Genomic DNA, 19,056 nt, shown 5'->3' with positions numbered 1-19,056 from the left:
GCCGGCCGGGGGGGGCCGCACGCCCCGCCCGGGGGACCGCCGTCCGGCGGCTGGCGGCCCGGGTGGCCGGGCAGGTGCACGAGGCGGCACGGCGCTGCCTGGGGCCCGGCCAGGGCGAGTTGGACCGCGAGTCGTTCGAGGACCTCTTCCCGTGGCGTACGGGATGGGCGTCGGCGGTACTCACCGAGGGCCTCCTCGTCCCGGCGGGAGCCGGTTACCGCTTCGCGCACGAGGAGTTCGCCGACTGGCTGCAGGGTCTCCACCTGGACCTGGACGGAGCCCTGTTCGCCCTCGTCCACCGGTGGTTCGCCGCACCGGCGGGAGCGGCGGAGGCTCCGGTGCGCCTGCCATCACGACCCGGGGCCCGCGCCGGCCACGTGCCCGGTCATTCCGTGCCTCCCGCGCCCCCCGTGGGCCCGACCACCGCTCCCCGGTCGCTCCCCGTCCCCCGGCACCGCATCGGCCCCGTCATCCAGTCCCTGCTGCTCACCGCCCGCCAGTCCGGCCCCACGGCGCTCTCCCGCCATCTCGAAGCCCTGGTCCACGCCCTCGACCAACAGGCCGCGGAACCGACCCGCCTCGCCGCTCCGGCCCCGCCCCCGGATACCGGGAGCCCACCGCCGGCCTCTGCCCCGAGCGCCGGGACGGGTGGTGAGGACGCGGCACCGTCGCTTGCGCCGGCCGCGGCGGATGAAGTCATCGCGGCTGCGGACCAGGAGGGACGGCCGGCGCCGGACGACGCGGCGCCGGCCGGATCGGAGGAGGCGGACCTCGACGCGGACACGGTGCCCAACCGGCGGCATGGCGCTCCGCGAGGCAGGACCGGTGCCGGTACCGGTCAACGCCTGGAGGCTTCACGGGCCGCTGCCAGGGCGTCCGCGTGGACGACGGAGGCCGGAGCCGACCCGGCGGCGGGAGCGCGGGCGGCCGTGCCTCCGCCGCGCAGTGCTGACAGCGCGGAGACCGGTGCCGGAGCCGGTGCCGATGTCGTCGCCGATACGCGGGAGCAGCCTCGCGCCGGGGAGACCGGGACGCCCCGGCCGCCTGCCGCGCCGGAGGCGGCACGGCGGGCGGATGCCGTGTGGTGGGCGTCGCATCTGCTGGGGGAGGTGTTGCTGCGGGTGCCGGACAGGACCCCGTACCGGGGGGTGCTGCGGCTGCTCGCTGAGCGGATCACCGTGCGGTCGATCGAGCAGGGCGGGTTCGGGCCGCAGCGGATGGGCGGTCTCGCCGAGTTCGGGCCGTGGTTCTGGCGGCGGCTGGCGTTGCCGCTCGGGGAGCGGCTCGACCTGCTGCGGCTGCTGCTGCCGGCCGACGGGCCGCCCCCGCAGGGCCCGCAGGCCGGGACGGCCGGGGTGTCAGGGACGCCCACGGAGAGGTTCCTGCCGACGGTGGGGGAACTGCTCTGCGGCGCGCCCCGCGTCGCGCTGCCCGTGATCTGCGGCTGGTTCGACGACGACCGGCCGCTGCAGGCCGACGCGGCGCTGCAGGGCCCGCGCCCGACCGTGGCCGCCGCCGTCCAGGCACTGCTGCACACCCACCGGCAGCAGGCCGTGGACGATCTCACCGAGGCGTTGGTCGAGGCCGCCCACCCGGGTGCCGACGAACTGCTGGCCGCCCTCGCGGAGGACGAACCGTCGGCACTCTGCCGTGCCGTCGACCGCTGGGCCCACGAGGAACGGCCCGCCCGGCATGTCGCCGCCGCCGCGTACGGGCTGCGCGCCGCGCCGTACGTACGATCCGACGCCGACCGTGAACTGCTGCGCTACGCGGCCCTGGCGATACTCGCCCGCCCCTCCGACTGCACACTGCACGGGGCGGCACTCGCTCTCCTCGTGCGGGATCCGGCGACCCGGTCCCGGCACCTGCCGGCCGCGCTCGCGCACTTCGCCGCGGGCGACCCGCAGCTCCCCGCGGGCGCCCTCGCGACCGCTCTCGCCACCCACCCGGAACCGGTGTTCGCGGTGTTCCAGGCGCGGCTGCGGGAACCGGGCGCGGGCGGCGCGGAGGTGCTGCGGGAGTTGGCGGCGGTGACCACTCCGGCGCTGGCCCGCCGCGCGGCCGCCCTCGTACGCGACCATCTGCGGCACCGGCCGGAGGGCGCCGTGCATGCGGCGGAGTTCCTCGACCGGCGGCTGGAGCAGGGGGCGTCGGCCAGGGCGGTGGTGTTTCCCCTGGTCGTGGAGTTGTTGCGGGAGCATCCTCCGGAGGTGCGCCGAGCGCTGGCACCGGTGCTCGCCGCGCCCGGCAGCCACATCTCCCGGCCGATGCGCCAGGAACTGCTCGACGTGGCCCTGGAGCGCGAACGGGACGCCGGGGTCCTGGACGCCCTGCTCGGCGCCGCGGCGGACGGCTGCACTCGCCGCCCGCCGCTCCTCACCCGTGACCTCGTGCACCGTCTCGGCCTGCTCCTCGGCCGTACCCCCGAAGGCGCCGCCCAGTTCGACCGCCGCCTCGTCCAGCTCGCCGCGGCCTCGCCGTGCTTCGCCCGCCTGGTCCGCGGCTGGCTGGACTCCGACGGCGCCTGGGACGCCGTCATCGGCCCCAGCGCCCGCCGTCTGTGCGAGCAACTCGCCGTACCCTCCGCCCCGCGCCGGCCGGTCGGGCCCCCGGTCGCGAGCCGCGGCGGTGGGGCCGGTGGCTGAGCCGGACGCGGTGGCATGGCAGGCTTGGACCTGTACACGGCATACACAGCCATGGGGCACGACGATGAAGCGGAGCGTTAAGGTGCAGCGCTGGCGGGGCTTGGAGGACGTTCCCAGGGACTGGGGACGCAGCGTCGTCACCATCGGCTCCTACGACGGTGTGCACCGGGGGCACCAGCTGATCATCGGGCAGACGGTCGACCGCGCCCGTGAGCTGGGCATCCGGTCGGTCGTCGTCACCTTCGACCCGCACCCGAGCGAGGTCGTGCGGCCGGGCAGCCACCCGCCGCTGCTGTCCGCACACCACCGCCGTGCCGAGCTGATGGCGGAGCTGGGCGTCGACGCGCTGCTGATCCTCCCCTTCACGGCGGAGTTCTCGATGCTGTCGCCCGGCGATTTCGTGCGGACGGTGCTCGTCGACGCGCTGCACGCGAAGCTCGTCGTCGAAGGTCCGAACTTCCGGTTCGGCCACAAGGCCGCGGGGGACGTGGAGTTCCTCTCCGCGATGGGTCTCAAGTACGACTACGAGGTCGACGTCGTGGACCTGTATGTGCGCGGCGAGGCGGGCGGCGGCGAGCCGTTCTCGTCGACGATGACGCGCCGGCTGGTCTCCGAGGGCGATGTGGCGGGCGCCATGGAGATCCTCGGCCGCCCGCACCGCGTCGAGGGCGTCGTCGTACGGGGCGCGCAGCGCGGACGCGAGCTGGGCTTCCCGACGGCGAACGTGGAGACGCTGCCGCACACGGCGATTCCCGCCGACGGCGTGTACGCCGGCTGGCTGCACGTGGACGGCGAGGCGATGCCCGCCGCCATCTCCGTCGGCACGAACCCGACCTTCGACGGCACGGCACGCACGGTCGAGGCGTACGCGATCGACCGCGTCGGGCTCGATCTGTACGGGCTGCATGTGGCCGTCGACTTCCTCGCGTATCTGCGCGGTATGGAGAAGTTCGACTCGGTCGACGCGCTGCTGGTGCGGATGGCCGAGGACGTGAAGCAGGCCCGCGAGCTGATCGACGCGGCGCAGACGCCCAGCTCCTGATCCGCCGTCACCCTGTTCCGGGCGGCACTTGTTCCGGCGCTGTCCGAGGCCCTCGGGCTCGTCGGCCCGGCGGCTCTAGGCCGGCCGGATCAGCCGGGTCTCATAGGCGATGACCACGGCCTGTACGCGGTCGCGCAGCCCGAGTTTGACGAGGATCCGGCTCAGATGGGTCTTCACGGTCGCCTCGGCGAGGTGCAGGCCCGCGGCGATCTCCGTATTTGACAGGCCGTGGGCGACCTCGATCAGGACCTCGCGCTCCCGGGCGGTGAGCCGGCCGAGGCGTTCGTCGCCGTCCGTGCCGCCGTTCCCGTCCGGGAGCTGATGGGCGAAGTTCTCCAGCAGACGGCGGGTTATCCGGGGCGCCACCACGGCGTCCCCCGCGGCCATGTCGGTGATGGCCTGCCGGCCGGTGCCGGAGACCTGCCGCATCGCGGCGGCCGCCTTCTCGGGGTGGCGTTCCTGCGCGAAGACCGCGCCGTCGGCGAGCGCGACCATCACCGACAGGTCGTGGGTGACGATGGCGTGCATCTCACGGGCGATCCTGGCCCGTTCACCGGCCACCGCGAGCTGGGCCTGCTGGTCGCGTTGGCGCTCCAGCCGGCCGGCGCGGTCCTCCAGGGCGGCGAGGTAGGAGCGCCTGGTGCGCACGTTGACGCCGATCACGGCGGCAGCGATCACCATCGCGGACAGCGCGATGAACGACTGCGTGGTGCGTCCGTGCGTCGTCCAGGTCAATGAGGCCAGCAGGACGCCGAATTCGAGCACACCGACGGCCAGCAGCGTCCGGCGTCTCGAGGAGTGGGCGGCCACGGTGTAGAGGGCGATGAGCAGCGCGACATCGCCGGGCAGCGCGTCGCCGGCCAGCCACTTCGATGCTCGGCAGGTACGGGTCGGTGTGGTCCGCCCAGGAGGACGGCAGCGCCTGGCCGGACAGGAACGCGACGAGTGCCGCCGCCGTCATCGCCGTGAAGGTCACCACGGCGTAGACGGCCGCCTTCGCCCACGGCACGGGCAGCCGGCGCGGAACGGCGGACAGCGTCGCGCGGATCATGCCGGTCCCGTACTCGCCGGAGACGACCAGCACCCCGAGGACGACACCGATGGCGAGCTGCGCCAGGCAGTAGCCGCGCAGGCTGACGTCCGCCGGGTTGAACCGGGCCTGCTCGGCCGGGTTCATCCCGGTCCAGCGGTTCGCGCTGACGGCGCAGAAGAGCAGCCCGAGGCTGGTCATCGCGCGGAGAGGGCCCCCGCCGCGGGTGCGGCGGGGGCCCTCTCCGGTGCTCCGGGATGTGCTTCCGAGGCGTGCTGGGAGCCGTGCGGTTACTGCTGGGGCTGGGGCGGGGGCGGCGGCGGGTAGCCGTAGCCCGGCGGCTGCTCGGGCGGTGCCTGCTGCGGCTGCTGCGGCCAGCCCTGCTGGGGCTGCGGCTGATACGGCTGCGGAGCCTGCGGCTGGTACTGCTGCGGCGGCTGCGGGGCCTGCGGCTGGGCCTGGCCCGGTCCCTGCGGAGCGTGCCCGTGGTAGCCGGGCTGGGGGGCCTGCTGCCGGCCGGGGACCGGCGGCGCCAGGTGCGGCGGCGGGTTCCCGTCGGCGGTCCACAGCCCCTGCGCCTGCTGGGCGCGGATGAAGTCCTCGGCGACCATGGCCGAGAGGTTGAAGTACGCCTCCCGGGTCTTGGGACGCATCATGTCGAGGTCGACCTCGGCGCCCGCGGCCAGGTGCTCGTCGAACGGGACGACCATCACGCCGCGGCAGCGTGTCTGGAAGTGGGCGACGATATCGTCCACCTTGATCATCTTGCCGGTCTCACGGACCCCCGAGATGACGGTGATGCTGCGCTGCACCAGTTCGGCGTATCCGTGCGCAGACAGCCAGTCCAGCGTGGTGCTCGCGCTGCTCGCACCGTCCACGGACGGCGTGGACACGATGATCAGCTGGTCGGCCAGATCGAGGACGCCGCGCATCGCGCTGTAGAGCAGGCCGGTACCCGAGTCGGTGAGGATGATCGGGTACTGCTTGCCCAGGACATCCAGGACGCGGCGGTAGTCCTCGTCGTTGAATGCCGTCGACACGGCGGGGTCCACGTCATTGGCGATGATCTCCAGCCCGGAGGACGCCTGCGAGGTGAACCTGCGGATGTCCATATAGCTGTTGAGGTATGGGATCGCCTGCACCAGGTCGCGGATCGTCGCACCGGTCTCCCGGCGGACGCGGCGGCCGAGCGTGCCGGCGTCCGGGTTCGCGTCGATCGCGAGGATCTTGTCCTGCCGCTCGGTCGCGAGCGTCGAGCCCAGCGCGGTGGTCGTCGTGGTCTTGCCGACGCCGCCCTTGAGGCTGATGACCGCGATCCGGTAGCAGGACAGCACCGGAGTACGGATCAGCTCCAGCTTCCGCAGCCGCTCCGCCTCCTCCTTCTTGCCGCCGATCTTGAAGCGCGACGGCGTCGCGTTGGCGCCGGGCCGCTTCGGCTTCGGCTGATTCTTCAGCAACCGGTCGGACGACAGCTCCACGGCCGCCGTGTAACCCAGCGGCGCGCCCTGCACCGACCGCTGCCGCTGATCCGGCGTCACCGTCGGCCAGCCACCGGTGCGCGGATCGGCGGACGAGTCCCCCGCCGGGCCTCCGGGCTGCGGCTGGGCCTGCGGCTGCTGTCCCGGCGGCGGGAATCCGTACCCGCCGTGCGGCGGCAGCGGCTGCAACGCCGCACCGGGGTGGGCCTCCGGCGGCAGGGGAGCCGCAGGCGGCGGAAAACCGTAACCGGCCGGGGGCACCGGGGCCTCCGGCGTTACGGGCGGCTGCGGCGCTCCACTCTGCGGGAACCCGTACCCCGGCTGCGGCCCGGGGGCCGGTGCGGGTGCCGCTGCGGGCAGCACGGGATTGGGCCACGGGGCACCGGCGGGCGGTGCGCCGCGGTCCTCCGGACCGGGCTGCGGCATGGGCGCATAGCCACCCTGCGACGGCTGTGCCCCGCCGGCCTGCGGGAATCCGTACCCGGGCTGCGGCGTCGGCGGATTGGGGCTCGGCCAGGGCGCGGCCGAGACCTCAGGGGCGCGGTCCCTGGGGACGGGCGGCTGCGCGGGAGCGTCCGAAGGAGCCGGGAACCCGTACCCGCCCTGCGGCTGGTGCTGCGGCTGCGCTCCGGCGGGCGGGAACCCGTACTCGGGCTGCGGAGCGGGCGCGGGCAGCGCGGGGTTGGGCCAGGGTGCGGCGGCGGGCGGCGGGGTGCGGTCCTCCGGCGCGGGCGGCGCCGGGTTCGGCCAGGGCGCGGCCGGGAGCGGGGGAGTGCGGTCCTCGGGGACCGGCGGCGCGGGAGCATCGGCGGGGGCCGGGAACCCGTAACCGCTCCGCGGAGCCGGCGGCGGCTGCGCTCCGGCGGGCGGGAACCCGTACCCGCTCTGCGGAGCCGGTGCGGGCGGCGCGGGGTTCGGCCACGGCGCGGCGGCGGGCGGCGGAGTGCCGTCCTCGGGGCGGGCTTCCGGGCGCGCTTCCATACGGCCTTCCGGGACGGACGGCGGCGCGGGTGCGTCGGCGGCCCGCGGGAAACCGTATCCACCGGTCGGGGGCAGCGGCGCCGCTGCCCGCGGGGCGGGAAGGTTCGGTGTGCCGGGCCCGGGCCGGCGGGAAGCCGTAACCGGCCTGCGGCGCGGGCGGCCCGGAAGCGGCCGGGGGCAGCGGGAAGTCGTAACCGGAGCCATGGGACGCCGGAGCGGGCGCGGGCCGGTCGGTGCCCGGCCAGGGCGCGCCCGAGGGCGGCGTGGCACGGTCGTCAGGGGCGGGCGGCGGCGCGGGGACGTCCGCTGCCTGGAACTGCGGCGGCAGCGGCGGGAGCGCGCTCTGCGGAGGCGCGGGGGACCACGGTGCGACCTCGGCCGGAGGCGGCGTCGGCACCCAGACCGGGCCGTCGGACGGCGGCGTACGGATCAGCTCGCCCGGCGAAGGCGGCGCGTCCTGCGCGGGTGCCGGAACCGCCGGTCCGGCCGGCGGCACAGGAACTTCGGGTGCCTTCACTTCGGGTACCGCGGGCTTCTGACGCAGTGAGGCGGGCGCGAAACGCACCGTCGACTCGCTGCGTACCGCGCCCGGCAACTCGTCGTCGTCAACGCTCGCGGGCGCCGCCGCGGGAGCCTCGGCGGGACGTTCCTCGCCGACGCTCGGCTTCAGCGTCGGAAAGGCCGGAACGGGAGCAGCAGCCGGAGGGGCGACAGGCGCGATCGCCGGAGCCGGAACCGGGTCCGGCTCCGGAGCGGGCCCCGGAACGAACGGCACTGAGGTCGCCGACCACGACGGCTCGCTGGAACCGGAAGCAGCCGGAGCGGGGGCCGGAACCGGAGGCGCAGCCGCAGCCAGCGGCGGCGCCGTGGGCTCGGGCTCGGGCTCCTCCCCGGCCGCGGCGGGCGCCGGAGCGGTCTCCGCCTCCGCGCCGTCACCGTCGTCACCGCCGCTGTTCTGCATGTACCAGGCAGGCGGCGTGTAGTCGAAGGTGAACTCACCGGTGTAGTCGGCGTCGCCTTGCTCCTCGACAGGGGCGGCCCCGCCCACGCGGTTCTCGTCCCGATCGCTGCTCACAACGCCTCCTGGTGTACTTCTGAAACGCATCCGAACGGCAGAGCCGGACGGTCGGTGGAACGCACGCGACGGCGGACCTCGTCATGGACCCCGTCACGAATTCCGTGACAGGCCCCGCGAAGGACAGGGCCGGGGAACCCGGCATGCTTCATCGTCGATCCCCTCCCCGTGTGCCACAGCAGCGCTACCGTGCCCCGTTCGGGCCGTCCGCCCTCTACCTGCTCCTGCCGCTCTGGGGGACAGCCTAATCATCGGCAGCCGTCCCACGGCAGGCCCGCCCCTCCGTCTGCTCCCGTCCGCTCCTCCGGCAGCCCGTCCGTCCGCTCCGGGAGCGGGCCACCGGACCGCGGCGAAGGTGCATCCTTGCGGCTGGTATCCTGGCTGACGGATGTGTGTGTAAGAACCCGCGTCCTCGCCTCCAGAGTTATCCAAGATCGCCTGTGATTCCAGTCCAGGGGCACTCGGAGGCAAACGGATACCTGAGGAGTTCGTATGCCGCTCGACGCCGCGACGAAGAAGCAGATCATCGCCGAGTTCGGTGCCAAGGAGGGCGACACGGGCTCCCCCGAGGTGCAGGTCGCGATGCTTTCGCGCCGTATCTCGGACCTCACCGAGCACCTCAAGCTGCACAAGCACGACCACCACTCCCGTCGTGGTCTGCTGCTGCTCGTCGGCCAGCGCCGCCGTCTGCTGCAGTACCTGGCCAAGAAGGACATCACGCGCTTCCGCGCCCTGGTCGAGCGCCTCGGCATCCGCCGCGGTGCGGCCGGCGCCAAGTAAGTCGTTGTGAAGGGGAGCGGTTCCCACCCGGGGGCCGCTCCCTTTGCGTACTCGACCGACGATTCTTTGTAGTCTGGTGTGAGCACGCTGTAACACACGAGGAGGAGCGTCCTCCTAATTCGCCACCAACGCCGGTCCTCGGTAGTGGCCGCCGGGCAGTAGGACTCCCCGGTGGCTTCGATCGAAGACCGGCCCTGGCGGGACGCTCCCCTCACCGAAGGTCCCCGGGATACGCCCTGGGACATGAATGAGGAGAATCCCCATAGTGGAGAACGAGACCCACTACGCCGAGGCCGTTATCGACAACGGTTCGTTCGGCACCCGCACCATCCGCTTCGAGACGGGCCGTCTGGCCCGTCAGGCCGCCGGTTCCGCCGTGGCCTACCTGGACGACGACACCATGGTGCTGTCGGCAACCAGCGCTTCGAAGCACCCCAAGGAGAACCTCGACTTCTTCCCCCTCACGGTGGACGTCGAGGAGCGCATGTACGCGGCCGGCCGGATCCCCGGTTCGTTCTTCCGCCGCGAAGGCCGCCCCTCCGAGGACGCGATCCTCACCTGCCGCCTGATCGACCGCCCGCTGCGCCCGTCCTTCGCCAAGGGCCTGCGCAACGAGATCCAGGTCGTCTGCACGATCATGGCGCTCAACCCCGATGACCTGTACGACGTGGTCGCGATCAACGCCGCCTCCGCTTCGACGCAGCTCGCCGGCCTGCCCTTCTCCGGCCCGATCGGCGGCGTCCGCGTCGCGCTGATCAAGGGCCAGTGGGTGGCGTTCCCGCGTCACAGCCAGCTCGAGGACGCCGTCTTCGACATGGTCGTGGCCGGCCGCGCCCTGGAGGACGGCGACGTCGCGATCATGATGGTCGAGGCCGAGGCCACGGTCCGGACGATCGCGCTCGTCGAGGGCGGCGCCGAGGCGCCGACCGAGGAGGTCGTGGCCGCCGGCCTCGAGGCCTCCAAGCCGTTCATCCGCGCCCTGTGCAAGGCGCAGTCGGAGCTGGCGGCCAAGGCCGCGAAGCCGACCGCCGAGTTCCCGCGCTTCCTCGACTACCAGGACGACGTCTTCGCCGCCCTGTCCGAGGCCGTCACCGGTGAGCTCGCCCAGGCCCTGACGATCCCCGGCAAGCAGGCCCGCGAGGCCGAGCTCGACCGCGTCAAGGTCATCGCCGCCGAGAAGCTTCTCCCGAAGTTCGAAGGCCGCGAGAAGGAGATCTCCGCCGCGTACCGTTCGCTGACCAAGAAGCTGGTCCGCGAGCGCGTCATCAAGGACAAGGTCCGCATCGACGGCCGTGGCGTGACGGACATCCGTACGCTGGCCGCCGAGGTCGAGGCCATCCCGCGCGTCCACGGTTCCGCACTGTTCGAGCGCGGCGAGACCCAGATCCTGGGTGTCACCACGCTGAACATGCTCCGCATGGAGCAGCAGATGGACACGCTGGCGCCCGAGACGCGCAAGCGCTACATGCACAACTACAACTTCCCGCCGTACTCGGTCGGCGAGACCGGCCGCGTCGGCTCCCCGAAGCGCCGCGAAATCGGTCACGGCGCGCTGGCCGAGCGGGCGATCCTGCCCGTGCTGCCGTCCCGCGAGGACTTCCCGTACGCCATCCGCCAGGTCTCCGAGGCGCTGAGCTCCAACGGCTCGACGTCCATGGGCTCGGTCTGCGCCTCCACCATGTCGCTGCTGAACGCCGGTGTGCCGCTCAAGGCCCCCGTCGCCGGTATCGCCATGGGCCTCATCTCCCAGGAGATCGACGGTGAGACCCACTACGTCGCACTGACCGACATCCTCGGCGCCGAGGACGCGTTCGGCGACATGGACTTCAAGGTCGCCGGTACGAAGACCTTCGTCACCGCGCTGCAGCTCGACACCAAGCTCGACGGCATCCCCGCCTCGGTCCTGGCCGCCGCGCTGAAGCAGGCCCGCGACGCCCGCCTCCACATCCTCGATGTGATGAACGAGGCGATCGACGTTCCGGACGAGATGTCCCCGAACGCACCGCGGATCATCAGCATCAAGATCCCGGTGGACAAGATCGGTGAGGTCATCGGCCCCAAGGGCAAGATGATCAACCAGATCCAGGAGGACACCGGCGCCGACATCTCCATCGAGGATGACGGCACGGTCCTCATCGGCGCGACCGAAGGCTCCCAGGCCGAGGCCGCCCGTGCGGTGATCAACCAGATCGCCAACCCGACGATGCCCGAGGTCGGCGAGCGCTACCTCGGCACCGTCGTGAAGACCACCACCTTCGGTGCCTTCGTCTCGCTCATGCCGGGCAAGGACGGTCTGCTGCACATCTCGCAGATCCGTAAGCTCGCCGGCGGCAAGCGCGTTGAGAACGTCGAGGACGTCCTCGCCGTCGGCTCCAAGGTGCAGGTCGAGATCGCCGAGATCGACGCCCGTGGCAAGCTCTCGCTGATCCCGGTCATCGAGGGTGAAGAAGCGGGCGACGCCGAGGACGAGTCCGCCTCGTGACCTCTCGCTCCACTGTCGTGGCGGCCCGCCCCGCCACCAAGGGGCGGGCCGTCCGCACTCAGACCCTGATTCCCGGCACCGACGGCATCGGTACGGTGCGCCGCACCGTGCTGCCCGGCGGTCTGCGCGTCGTCACCGAAACCTTGCCGACGGTGCGCTCCGCGACCTTCGGCATCTGGGCCGGCGTCGGCTCCCGCGACGAGACCCCGGTGCTGAACGGCGCCACCCACTACCTGGAGCACCTGCTCTTCAAGGGCACCAAGAGGCGCAGCGCGCTCGACATCTCCTCGGTGATCGACGCGGTCGGCGGCGAGATGAACGCGTTCACCGCCAAGGAGTACACGTGCTATTACGCACGTGTCCTGGACAACGATCTGCCGCTCGCCATCGACGTCGTGTGCGACATGCTCACCGGCTCGCTGATCCGCCAGGAGGACATCGACGCCGAGCGCGGCGTCGTCCTCGAGGAGATCGCGATGACCGAGGACGACCCGGGCGACCAGGTCCACGACCTGTTCACCACGACGATGCTCGGCGACTCCCCGCTGGGCCGCCCGGTCCTCGGCACCGTCGAGACCATAAACGCGCTCACCCGCGACCAGGTCGCCCGCTTCTACAAGCGGCACTACGACCCGACGCACCTCGTCGTCGCCGCGGCCGGGAACGTCGACCACGCCACGGTCGTCCGCCAGGTCCGCAAGGCGTTCGAGAACGCCGGCGCCCTGCGCGACCCCGAGGCCCTCCCCATGGCCCCGCGCTCCGGCGCCCGTACGCTGCGCACGGCCGGCCGCGTCGAGCTGCTGGACCGCAGGACCGAGCAGGCACACGTCGTCCTCGGCATGCCGGGCCTGGCCCGTACCGACGAGCGCCGCTGGGCGCTCGGCGTGCTCAACACGGCACTGGGCGGCGGCATGAGCTCGCGGCTGTTCCAGGAGGTCCGTGAGAAGCGCGGACTGGCGTACTCGGTGTACTCGTACACCTCGTCGTTCGCCGACTGCGGTCTGTTCGGGGTCTACGCCGGCTGCCAGCCGCGCCGGGTCCCCGAGGTGCTCAAGATCTGCCGTGACCAGCTCGACCAGGTGTCCGAGCACGGTCTGACGGACGAGGAGCTGCAGCGCGCCATCGGCCAGCTCTCCGGCTCCACAGTGCTGGGCCTGGAGGACACCGGGGCGCTGATGAACCGCCTCGGCAAGAGCGAGCTGTGCTGGGGCGAGCAGATGTCGGTCGACACGATGCTGGAGCGCATCGCCGCCGTCACCCCGGACGATGTGCGCGCGGTCGCGCGCGATGTACTGGGACATCGTCCCTCGCTGGCCGTCATCGGCCCGCTGAAGGACAAGCAGGCAGCGCGCCTGCACGAATCCGTCGCGTAACCGGAGGATCGAATCAGCATGAGCAAGCTCCGTGTGGCCGTCATCGGCGCCCAGGGCCGGATCGGCTCCGAGGCGGTACGTGCCGTCGCGGCGGCCGAGGACCTGGAACTGGTCGCCGCGCTCGGCCGCGGCGACAAGCTGGAGGCGCTGACGGACGCCGGCGCGCAGGTCGCCGTCGAGCTGACGCACCCGGACGCCGTCATGGCGAACCTGGAGTTCTGCGTACGCCACGGCATCCACGGCGTGGTGGGGACCACCGGCTGGAACGAGGAGCGGCTGGCCACGCTCAACGGCTGGCTGGCGGCCTCCCCGGCCACCGGAGTGCTCATCGCCCCGAACTTCTCGATCGGCGCGGTCCTCACCATGCGCTTCGCGCAGCAGGCGGCCCGCTACTTCGAGACCGTCGAGGTCATCGAACTGCACCACAACAAGAAGGCGGACGCCCCCAGCGGCACCGCGACCCGGACGGCCCAGCTGATCGCCGCCGCCCGCGCCGAGGCGGGCATGCCGCCCCAGCAGGACCCGACCAGTCACGGCCTGGACGGCGCGCGCGGCGCGGACGTCGACGGGGTGCCGGTGCACTCGGTCCGGCTGCGCGGCCTGCTCGCGCACCAGGAAGTGCTGTTCGGCGACACCGGCGAGACCCTCACCATCCGGCACGACTCGCTGCACCACAGCAGCTTCATGCCGGGCATCCTGCTCGCCGCCCGTAAGGTCGTCGCCCGCCCGGGCCTGACGTTCGGACTCGAACACTTCCTTTCCGACGAACACAGCATGGACCTGGACTGATCGCCGTGCGCGCCAAACTGACCTACTTCGTCCTGGCCGGGGCGCTGCTCTGCTATTTCGTCCTGGTCGGCAGCCGCGGTGTCCTGCTCCTCGAGGCGGGCACCTGGATCACTGTGCCCTTCGGCATCGCCGTACTGGTCCTGCCGTTCATCGGAGCCTGGTTCCTGTGGCAGACCACCCAGTTCGCCCGCCACGCGAACCGGCTCTCCCGTGAGCTGGACGCCGAGGGCGGGCTGCCGGTGGACGAGCTCGTCCGCACCCCCGGCGGCCGTATCGACCGTGACTCGGCCGACGCCGTCTTCGCGAAGCGCCAGGCCGAGACGGAAGCGGCGCCGGACGACTGGCGCAGCTGGTTCCGGCTCGCCATCGCCTACTTCGACGCCCGCGACACCCCGCGCGCCCGCAAGGCCATGCAGCGCGCCATCGCGCTGCGTGACGGCAAGCCGGTACGCACCGGCTGAGCGCGCTGCATAGCCGGTGCGGTGCTGCCGCAGCTCGCGCTAACGGAGCTCGGTGGCCCAGCCCTCTATGGCGTCGGCCGCCATGTCGAAGGCCTCGGTGCGCCCGAGGAAGTCCGCGTTGTGATCGGTCATGAGGGGCCGCAGCACCCTGCCGTCCAGGCGGCTGACGACGAGCGCCTGCCCCTGGACGGTGCGCGGCAGCCCCAGCACCTTCACCGGCTGCTGGACCGTACGCACCGAACCGACCCCGTCCCACGGGACGGTGATCGTGTAGAAGAGCCCCGACTGCCGCAGCCCGCGCCCGCTGACCCAGAAGCCCACCCGCAGCAGCCGCAGCGCGCTGGTGATCACCAGCACTCCGCCGGCCAGCCAGAGTCCCGCGCCGGGCAGTGCGCCCGTGGCGGCGATGATCATGGCGGCGAAGAGCACGTACGAGGCGAGGACCAGCATCAGCGCGGCGGTCGCCACCCGCCACGGACCGGGCCGGTACGGGCGCATCCAGCGGTCCTGTGCGGTGTGCGGCAGGGCGGCGGCTTGCGGGTGCTGGGCGTGGCCGCTGTCGGAAGCGGTGAAGGGCAGGGGCACGTGCAGGGTCCCTTTCCGGCAGAGGTGGGGCTCTGATCCGGTGAGGTTATCCGCCGTCCGGCGACGTGGCCACCTCAGGGCGTCCTGGCGGCCTCTTGGTGCTGCGAGCCGGCCGAGCCCTGCTGCTGCGGATCCAGCGCCGGCTTTCCGAGCATCGCGGCGCCCAGCAGTCCGGCGAGCACCAGCACCGTTCCCAGCGCGCGTCCCGCGATCTGGAGCCGGCTCGGGCGTGATCGCGGTGGGGGAGCCACGTTGCTCTGGAAGCTCTCCGCCTCGGCTATGAAGGCGAAAGGAACAGGCTCTCCCCGGCGGAACATGCGGCACACTCCAGTGTCCGTTTTGCTGGAAGTCTCCCAATCTAGCAACCCTCGTCCGCCATTCGGCGGGCGGGGTGCGGTTTGTGGCGAGTACCGGCGGTGTCAGTGCCAGCACCTAAGCTGGGCGCGCCCCTTGAGACGACAGGAAGGACCCATGGTGACCGAGACCTCCGCCGAGACCGCCGTCCAGTTCCGCGGTGAGGTAACCGTCGATCTGGTCAAGCACAGCGCCGCGGACTCGGATGTGCTGTGGGCCGCTCGCGTGTCCACCGCGGGAGAGCAGTCCCTGGAAGAGCTGACCAAGGATCCCGAGCGTTCAAAGGGCCTGATCAACTTTCTGATGCGGGACCGGCACGGCAGCCCCTTCGAGCACAATTCGATGACGTTCTTCATCAGTGCCCCGATCTTCGTGTTCCGCGAGTTCATGCGGCACCGCGTCGGATGGTCGTACAACGAGGAGTCCGGCCGCTACCGCGAGCTGCAGCCGGTCTTCTACGTCCCCGCGCAGGAGCGCAAGCTCGTTCAGCAGGGCCGTCCCGGCAAGTACGAATTCGTCGACGGCACCGAGGCGCAGCACCGGGCGACGACCGAGGCCATGGAGGCCTCGTACCGCCAGTCGTACGAGGCGTACCAGGAGATGCTGGCCGCCGGCATCGCCCGCGAGGTGGCCCGTGCGGTCCTTCCGGTGGGTCTGTTCTCCTCCATGTACGCGACTTGCAACGCACGCTCGCTCATGCACTTCCTCGGACTCCGTACCCAGCACGAGCTGGCGGCCGTCCCGTCCTTCCCGCAGCGGGAAATCGAGATGGTCGGCGAGAAGATGGAAGCCGAGTGGGCGAAGCTCATGCCGCTGACTCACGCGGCCTTCAACGGCAACGGGCGCGTGGCTCCGTAACGCCCGGAACGGCCAAATGTCCGAAGTATTCGTATTGCAGGCATTCGCGAAGTTCATCTAGGCTGCAGAAACGGACTCCGGTAGTGCCTGGACCCCCGAGCAGGCACCACCGGAGTCCTTTCCGCAGGTCCCGCGGCGACACGCCCCGACATACACCGAGTAGCGTTGGACCCATGGCTCCGACCTCCACACCGACGACCCCCTTCGGGCGGGTCCTGACCGCAATGGTCACGCCGTTCACCGCGGACGGCGCGCTCGACCTCGACGGCGCACAACGACTGGCCGCACATCTGGTCGACGCAGGCAATGACGGCCTGGTCGTCAATGGCACCACCGGTGAGTCCCCGACCACCAGCAACGTGGAGAAAGAGCAGCTCGTACGGGCTGTCCTGGAAGCCGTCGGGGACCGCGCCTTCGTCGTCGCCGGAGTCGGCACCAACGACACCCGCCACAGCGTCGAGCTCGCCCGCCAGGCCGAGCAGGCCGGCGCCCACGGCCTGCTCACCGTGACTCCGTACTACAGCAAGCCATCCCAGGAGGGGCTGTACCGGAACTTCACGGCCATCGCCGACGCCACCGGCCTGCCGGTGATGCTCTACGACATCCCCGGCCGCAGCGGTGTCCCGATCGACACCGAGACGCTCGTCCGGCTGGCGGAGCACCCCCGCATCGTCGCGAACAAGGACGCCAAGGGCGACCTCGGCGCGGCGAGCTGGGCCATCGCGCGCAGCGGACTCGCCTGGTACTCCGGCGACGACATGCTCAACCTCCCGCTGCTCTCGATCGGCGCGGTCGGCTTCGTCTCCGTCGTCGGCCATGTCGTCTCTCCGGAGCTGCGCGCCCTGCTCCAGGCCCACCTGGCCGGCGACACCGCCAAGGCCATCGAGATCCACCAGCGTCTGCTGCCCATCTTCACCGGCATGTTCAGGACTCAGGGCGTCATGACCACCAAGGCCGCCCTCGACCTCCTCGGACTGCCCGCGGGACCGCTGCGACTGCCTCTCGTGGAGCTGTCCGGGAGCGAGACCGACCAGCTGAAGAAGGATCTCGCCGCAGGCGGGGTACACCTGTAACCACAGACTTCACAACTGAATACGCATGACAACGGAAAACGACAGCACTACGGAATGTCGCGCGAGCCAACGGTCCAGGGGACGGTCGGCCGCGCGGTGAGGAGAAACTTTTGAGCCACCCGCACCCCGAGCTCGGCCCGCCCCGTCCGCTGCCCGCAGACGGTCTGCGCATCACACCGCTCGGCGGCCTCGGCGAAATCGGCCGCAACATGACGGTCTTCGAATTCGGCGGGAAACTGCTGATCGTCGACTGCGGCGTGCTCTTCCCCGAGGACGAGCAGCCCGGCATCGACCTGATCCTGCCCGACTTCTCATCGATCCGGGACCGCCTGGACGACGTCGTCGGCATCGTGCTGACCCACGGCCACGAGGACCACATCGGCGCCGTCCCCTTCCTGCTCCGCGAGAAGGACGACATCCCGCTGATCGGCTCCAAGCTGACGCTGGCGTTCATCGAAGCGAAGCTTCAGGAACACCGCATCCGGCCGTACATCCTTGAGGTCGCCGAGGGCCAGCGCGAGCGCATCGGCCCTTTCGACTGCGAGTTCATCGCGGTCAACCACTCCATCCCTGACGCCCTCGCGGTCGCGATCCGCACCCCGGCCGGCATGGTCGTGCACACCGGCGACTTCAAGATGGACCAGCTGCCGCTCGACGGCCGGCTGACCGACCTCCACGCCTTCGCGCGGCTGGCGGAAGAGGGCATCGATCTGCTGCTCTCCGACTCCACCAACGCGGAAGTGCCCGGCTTCATCCCGCCGGAGCGCGATATCTCGCAGGCCCTGGAGCAGGTCTTCGCCAAGGCGGAGAAGCGGATCATCCTGGCGAGCTTCGCCAGCCACATCCACCGCATCCAGCAGGTCCTCGACGCCGCCCACCAGCGGGGCCGCAAGGTCGCCTTCGTCGGCCGGTCGATGGTCCGCAACATGGGCATCGCCCGTGACCTCGGCTACCTCAAGGTGCCCGGCGGCCTGATCGTGGACGTCAAGCAGCTCGACGACCTCCCTGACAACAAGGTCGTCCTGGTCTGCACCGGCTCCCAGGGTGAGCCGATGGCCGCGCTGTCCCGGATGGCCAACCGCGACCACCAGATCCGGATCGTCGAGGGCGACACCGTCGTCCTGGCCTCGTCGCTCATCCCGGGCAACGAGACCGCGATCTACCGGGTCATCAACGGCCTGACCCGCTGGGGCGCCAACGTCGTCCACAAGGGCAACGCCAAGGTCCACGTCTCGGGCCACGCCTCGGCCGGCGAGCTGTTGTACTTCTACAACATCTGCAAGCCGAAGAACCTGATGCCCGTCCACGGCGAATGGCGCCACCTGCGCGCCAACGCCGAGCTGGGACAGCTCACCGGCATCCCCAAGAGCCGCTGTGTCATCGCTGAGGACGGCGTAGTCGTCGACCTCATCGACGGTGTCGCCAAGATCGCGGGCAAGGTGCAGGCGGGATACGTGTACGTGGACGGCCTCTCTGTCGGCGACGTCACCGAGTCCTCCCTCAAGGACCGCCGCATCCTCGGTGAGGAGGGCATCGTCTCCGTGACCGTCGTCATGGACAGCAACACCGGCAAGCTCGTGGGCGGACCGTACATCCACGCCCGAGGCTCCGGAATCGACGACGAAGCGTTCTCCGCGGTCATCCCGAAGATCGAGGAGGCGATGGCCAGGTCGGCCTCCGACGGCGTCGTGGAAGTACGCCAGTTGCAGCAGCTCATCCGCCGCGCCATCGGCAAGTGGGTCTCCGACACCTACCGCCGCAGGCCGATGATCCTGCCTGTGGTCGTCGAGGTCTGAGCACGTTCACCGGGGCGGGGCAACCGGATTTGCATCCGGGTGCCCCGCTCCAGTACGTTGTCACAACCGCCTCGACGAGTGCCGTGGAAACGCATGTTTCCGCAATGGCAGTCTCGAAAGGGCTGGAAAATCCGATGGAAAGCTTCTGCTAAAGTCGGGTGCAGCGGGAAAGCCGAAAGGCAGAAACGCTAAAGCAGGAACAAGTAGAACTCCCGCCGGCTGGGAATCGGGCGTGAAAGCGTCTGGTAGAGTCG

15 protein-coding genes are annotated in these 19,056 nt (G+C 71.4%); 10 read left to right on the top strand and 5 right to left on the bottom strand.

Features of this window, described 5'->3' with window-relative positions; all coding sequences use genetic code 11:
• Window positions 1–2,645 (top strand): serine protease (locus QMK24_RS17565; RefSeq protein ID WP_283467055.1); only part of this gene is annotated, 2,645 nt, incomplete at its 5' end.
• 82 nt (window positions 2,646–2,727) lie between these two features.
• The gene (locus tag QMK24_RS17560; protein WP_283467134.1) at window positions 2,728–3,687 is read left to right on the top strand and encodes a bifunctional riboflavin kinase/FAD synthetase; all 960 of its coding nucleotides are present in this window, start codon (window positions 2,728–2,730) and stop codon (window positions 3,685–3,687) included.
• Between the two features lie 75 nt (window positions 3,688–3,762).
• Here QMK24_RS17560 and QMK24_RS17555 read toward each other — a convergent pair whose 3' ends face one another.
• From QMK24_RS17555 to QMK24_RS41835, 3 genes are all read right to left on the bottom strand, one after another.
• Complete coding sequence (locus QMK24_RS17555) at window positions 3,763–4,512, bottom strand: helix-turn-helix transcriptional regulator (protein ID WP_502989150.1); 750 nt, start codon at window positions 4,510–4,512, stop codon at window positions 3,763–3,765.
• A gap of 495 nt (window positions 4,513–5,007) precedes the next feature.
• Window positions 5,008–6,621 carry a MinD/ParA family ATP-binding protein gene (locus tag QMK24_RS17545; protein ID WP_502989149.1) on the bottom strand — a complete coding sequence of 538 codons (1,614 nt, stop codon included), beginning with the start codon at window positions 6,619–6,621 and terminating at the stop codon, window positions 5,008–5,010.
• Window positions 6,622–6,727: 106 nt separating this feature from the next.
• Window positions 6,728–8,251: an SCO5717 family growth-regulating ATPase gene (locus QMK24_RS41835; protein WP_502989148.1), complete on the bottom strand. Its 1,524-nt coding sequence runs from the start codon at window positions 8,249–8,251 to the stop codon at window positions 6,728–6,730.
• A gap of 492 nt (window positions 8,252–8,743) precedes the next feature.
• Between QMK24_RS41835 and rpsO the strand changes: the two genes are divergently transcribed.
• The 5 genes from rpsO to QMK24_RS17515 all read left to right on the top strand — a co-directional run bounded on the left by rpsO (window position 8,744) and on the right by QMK24_RS17515 (window position 14,136).
• Complete coding sequence (gene rpsO / locus QMK24_RS17535) at window positions 8,744–9,031, top strand: 30S ribosomal protein S15 (RefSeq protein WP_138357422.1); 288 nt, start codon at window positions 8,744–8,746, stop codon at window positions 9,029–9,031.
• Window positions 9,032–9,296: 265 nt separating this feature from the next.
• Entirely contained in the window at window positions 9,297–11,513 is a 2,217-nt protein-coding gene (locus QMK24_RS17530; protein ID WP_283467052.1) for a polyribonucleotide nucleotidyltransferase, read from the top strand.
• A complete protein-coding gene (locus tag QMK24_RS17525) occupies window positions 11,510–12,886 on the top strand; it encodes a M16 family metallopeptidase (RefSeq protein WP_283467051.1) in 1,377 nt (458 codons plus the stop codon). The genes QMK24_RS17530 and QMK24_RS17525 overlap by 4 nt, the downstream gene beginning before the upstream one ends.
• Window positions 12,887–12,904: 18 nt before the next feature.
• Window positions 12,905–13,675, top strand: coding sequence for a 4-hydroxy-tetrahydrodipicolinate reductase (gene dapB, locus QMK24_RS17520; protein ID WP_283467050.1), 771 nt, complete (start codon window positions 12,905–12,907; stop codon window positions 13,673–13,675).
• Window positions 13,676–13,680: 5 nt separating this feature from the next.
• A complete protein-coding gene (locus tag QMK24_RS17515) occupies window positions 13,681–14,136 on the top strand; it encodes a tetratricopeptide repeat protein (protein ID WP_283467049.1) in 456 nt (151 codons plus the stop codon).
• A 39-nt stretch (window positions 14,137–14,175) separates the two neighbouring features.
• On the opposite strand, the gene QMK24_RS17510 is transcribed toward QMK24_RS17515, so the two are convergent.
• Window positions 14,176–14,721, bottom strand: coding sequence for an SCO5741 family PH domain-containing membrane protein (locus QMK24_RS17510; RefSeq protein ID WP_502962611.1), 546 nt, complete (start codon window positions 14,719–14,721; stop codon window positions 14,176–14,178).
• 74 nt (window positions 14,722–14,795) lie between these two features.
• Window positions 14,796–15,038 (bottom strand): hypothetical protein, encoded by a 243-nt coding sequence (locus tag QMK24_RS17505; protein ID WP_283467048.1) that lies wholly within the window; start codon window positions 15,036–15,038, stop codon window positions 14,796–14,798.
• Window positions 15,039–15,192: 154 nt separating this feature from the next.
• On the opposite strand from QMK24_RS17505, the gene thyX reads away from it, so the two are divergent.
• The 3 genes from thyX (at window position 15,193) to QMK24_RS17490 (ending at window position 18,802) form a co-directional block, all read left to right on the top strand.
• On the top strand, window positions 15,193–15,933 hold the full coding sequence (gene thyX, locus QMK24_RS17500; RefSeq protein WP_283467047.1) for an FAD-dependent thymidylate synthase: 741 nt from the start codon (window positions 15,193–15,195) through the stop codon (window positions 15,931–15,933).
• Window positions 15,934–16,106: 173 nt separating this feature from the next.
• The gene (gene dapA / locus QMK24_RS17495; protein ID WP_283467046.1) at window positions 16,107–17,006 is read left to right on the top strand and encodes a 4-hydroxy-tetrahydrodipicolinate synthase; all 900 of its coding nucleotides are present in this window, start codon (window positions 16,107–16,109) and stop codon (window positions 17,004–17,006) included.
• Window positions 17,007–17,116: 110 nt separating this feature from the next.
• Entirely contained in the window at window positions 17,117–18,802 is a 1,686-nt protein-coding gene (locus tag QMK24_RS17490) for a ribonuclease J (protein ID WP_283467045.1), read from the top strand.
• Window positions 18,803–19,056 lie beyond the last annotated feature (254 nt).

The organism is Streptomyces sp. PH10-H1 (genome assembly GCF_030063355.1).
GTDB lineage: Bacteria > Actinomycetota > Actinomycetes > Streptomycetales > Streptomycetaceae > Actinacidiphila.
This window is presented reverse-complemented; position numbering and strand designations above follow the sequence as displayed.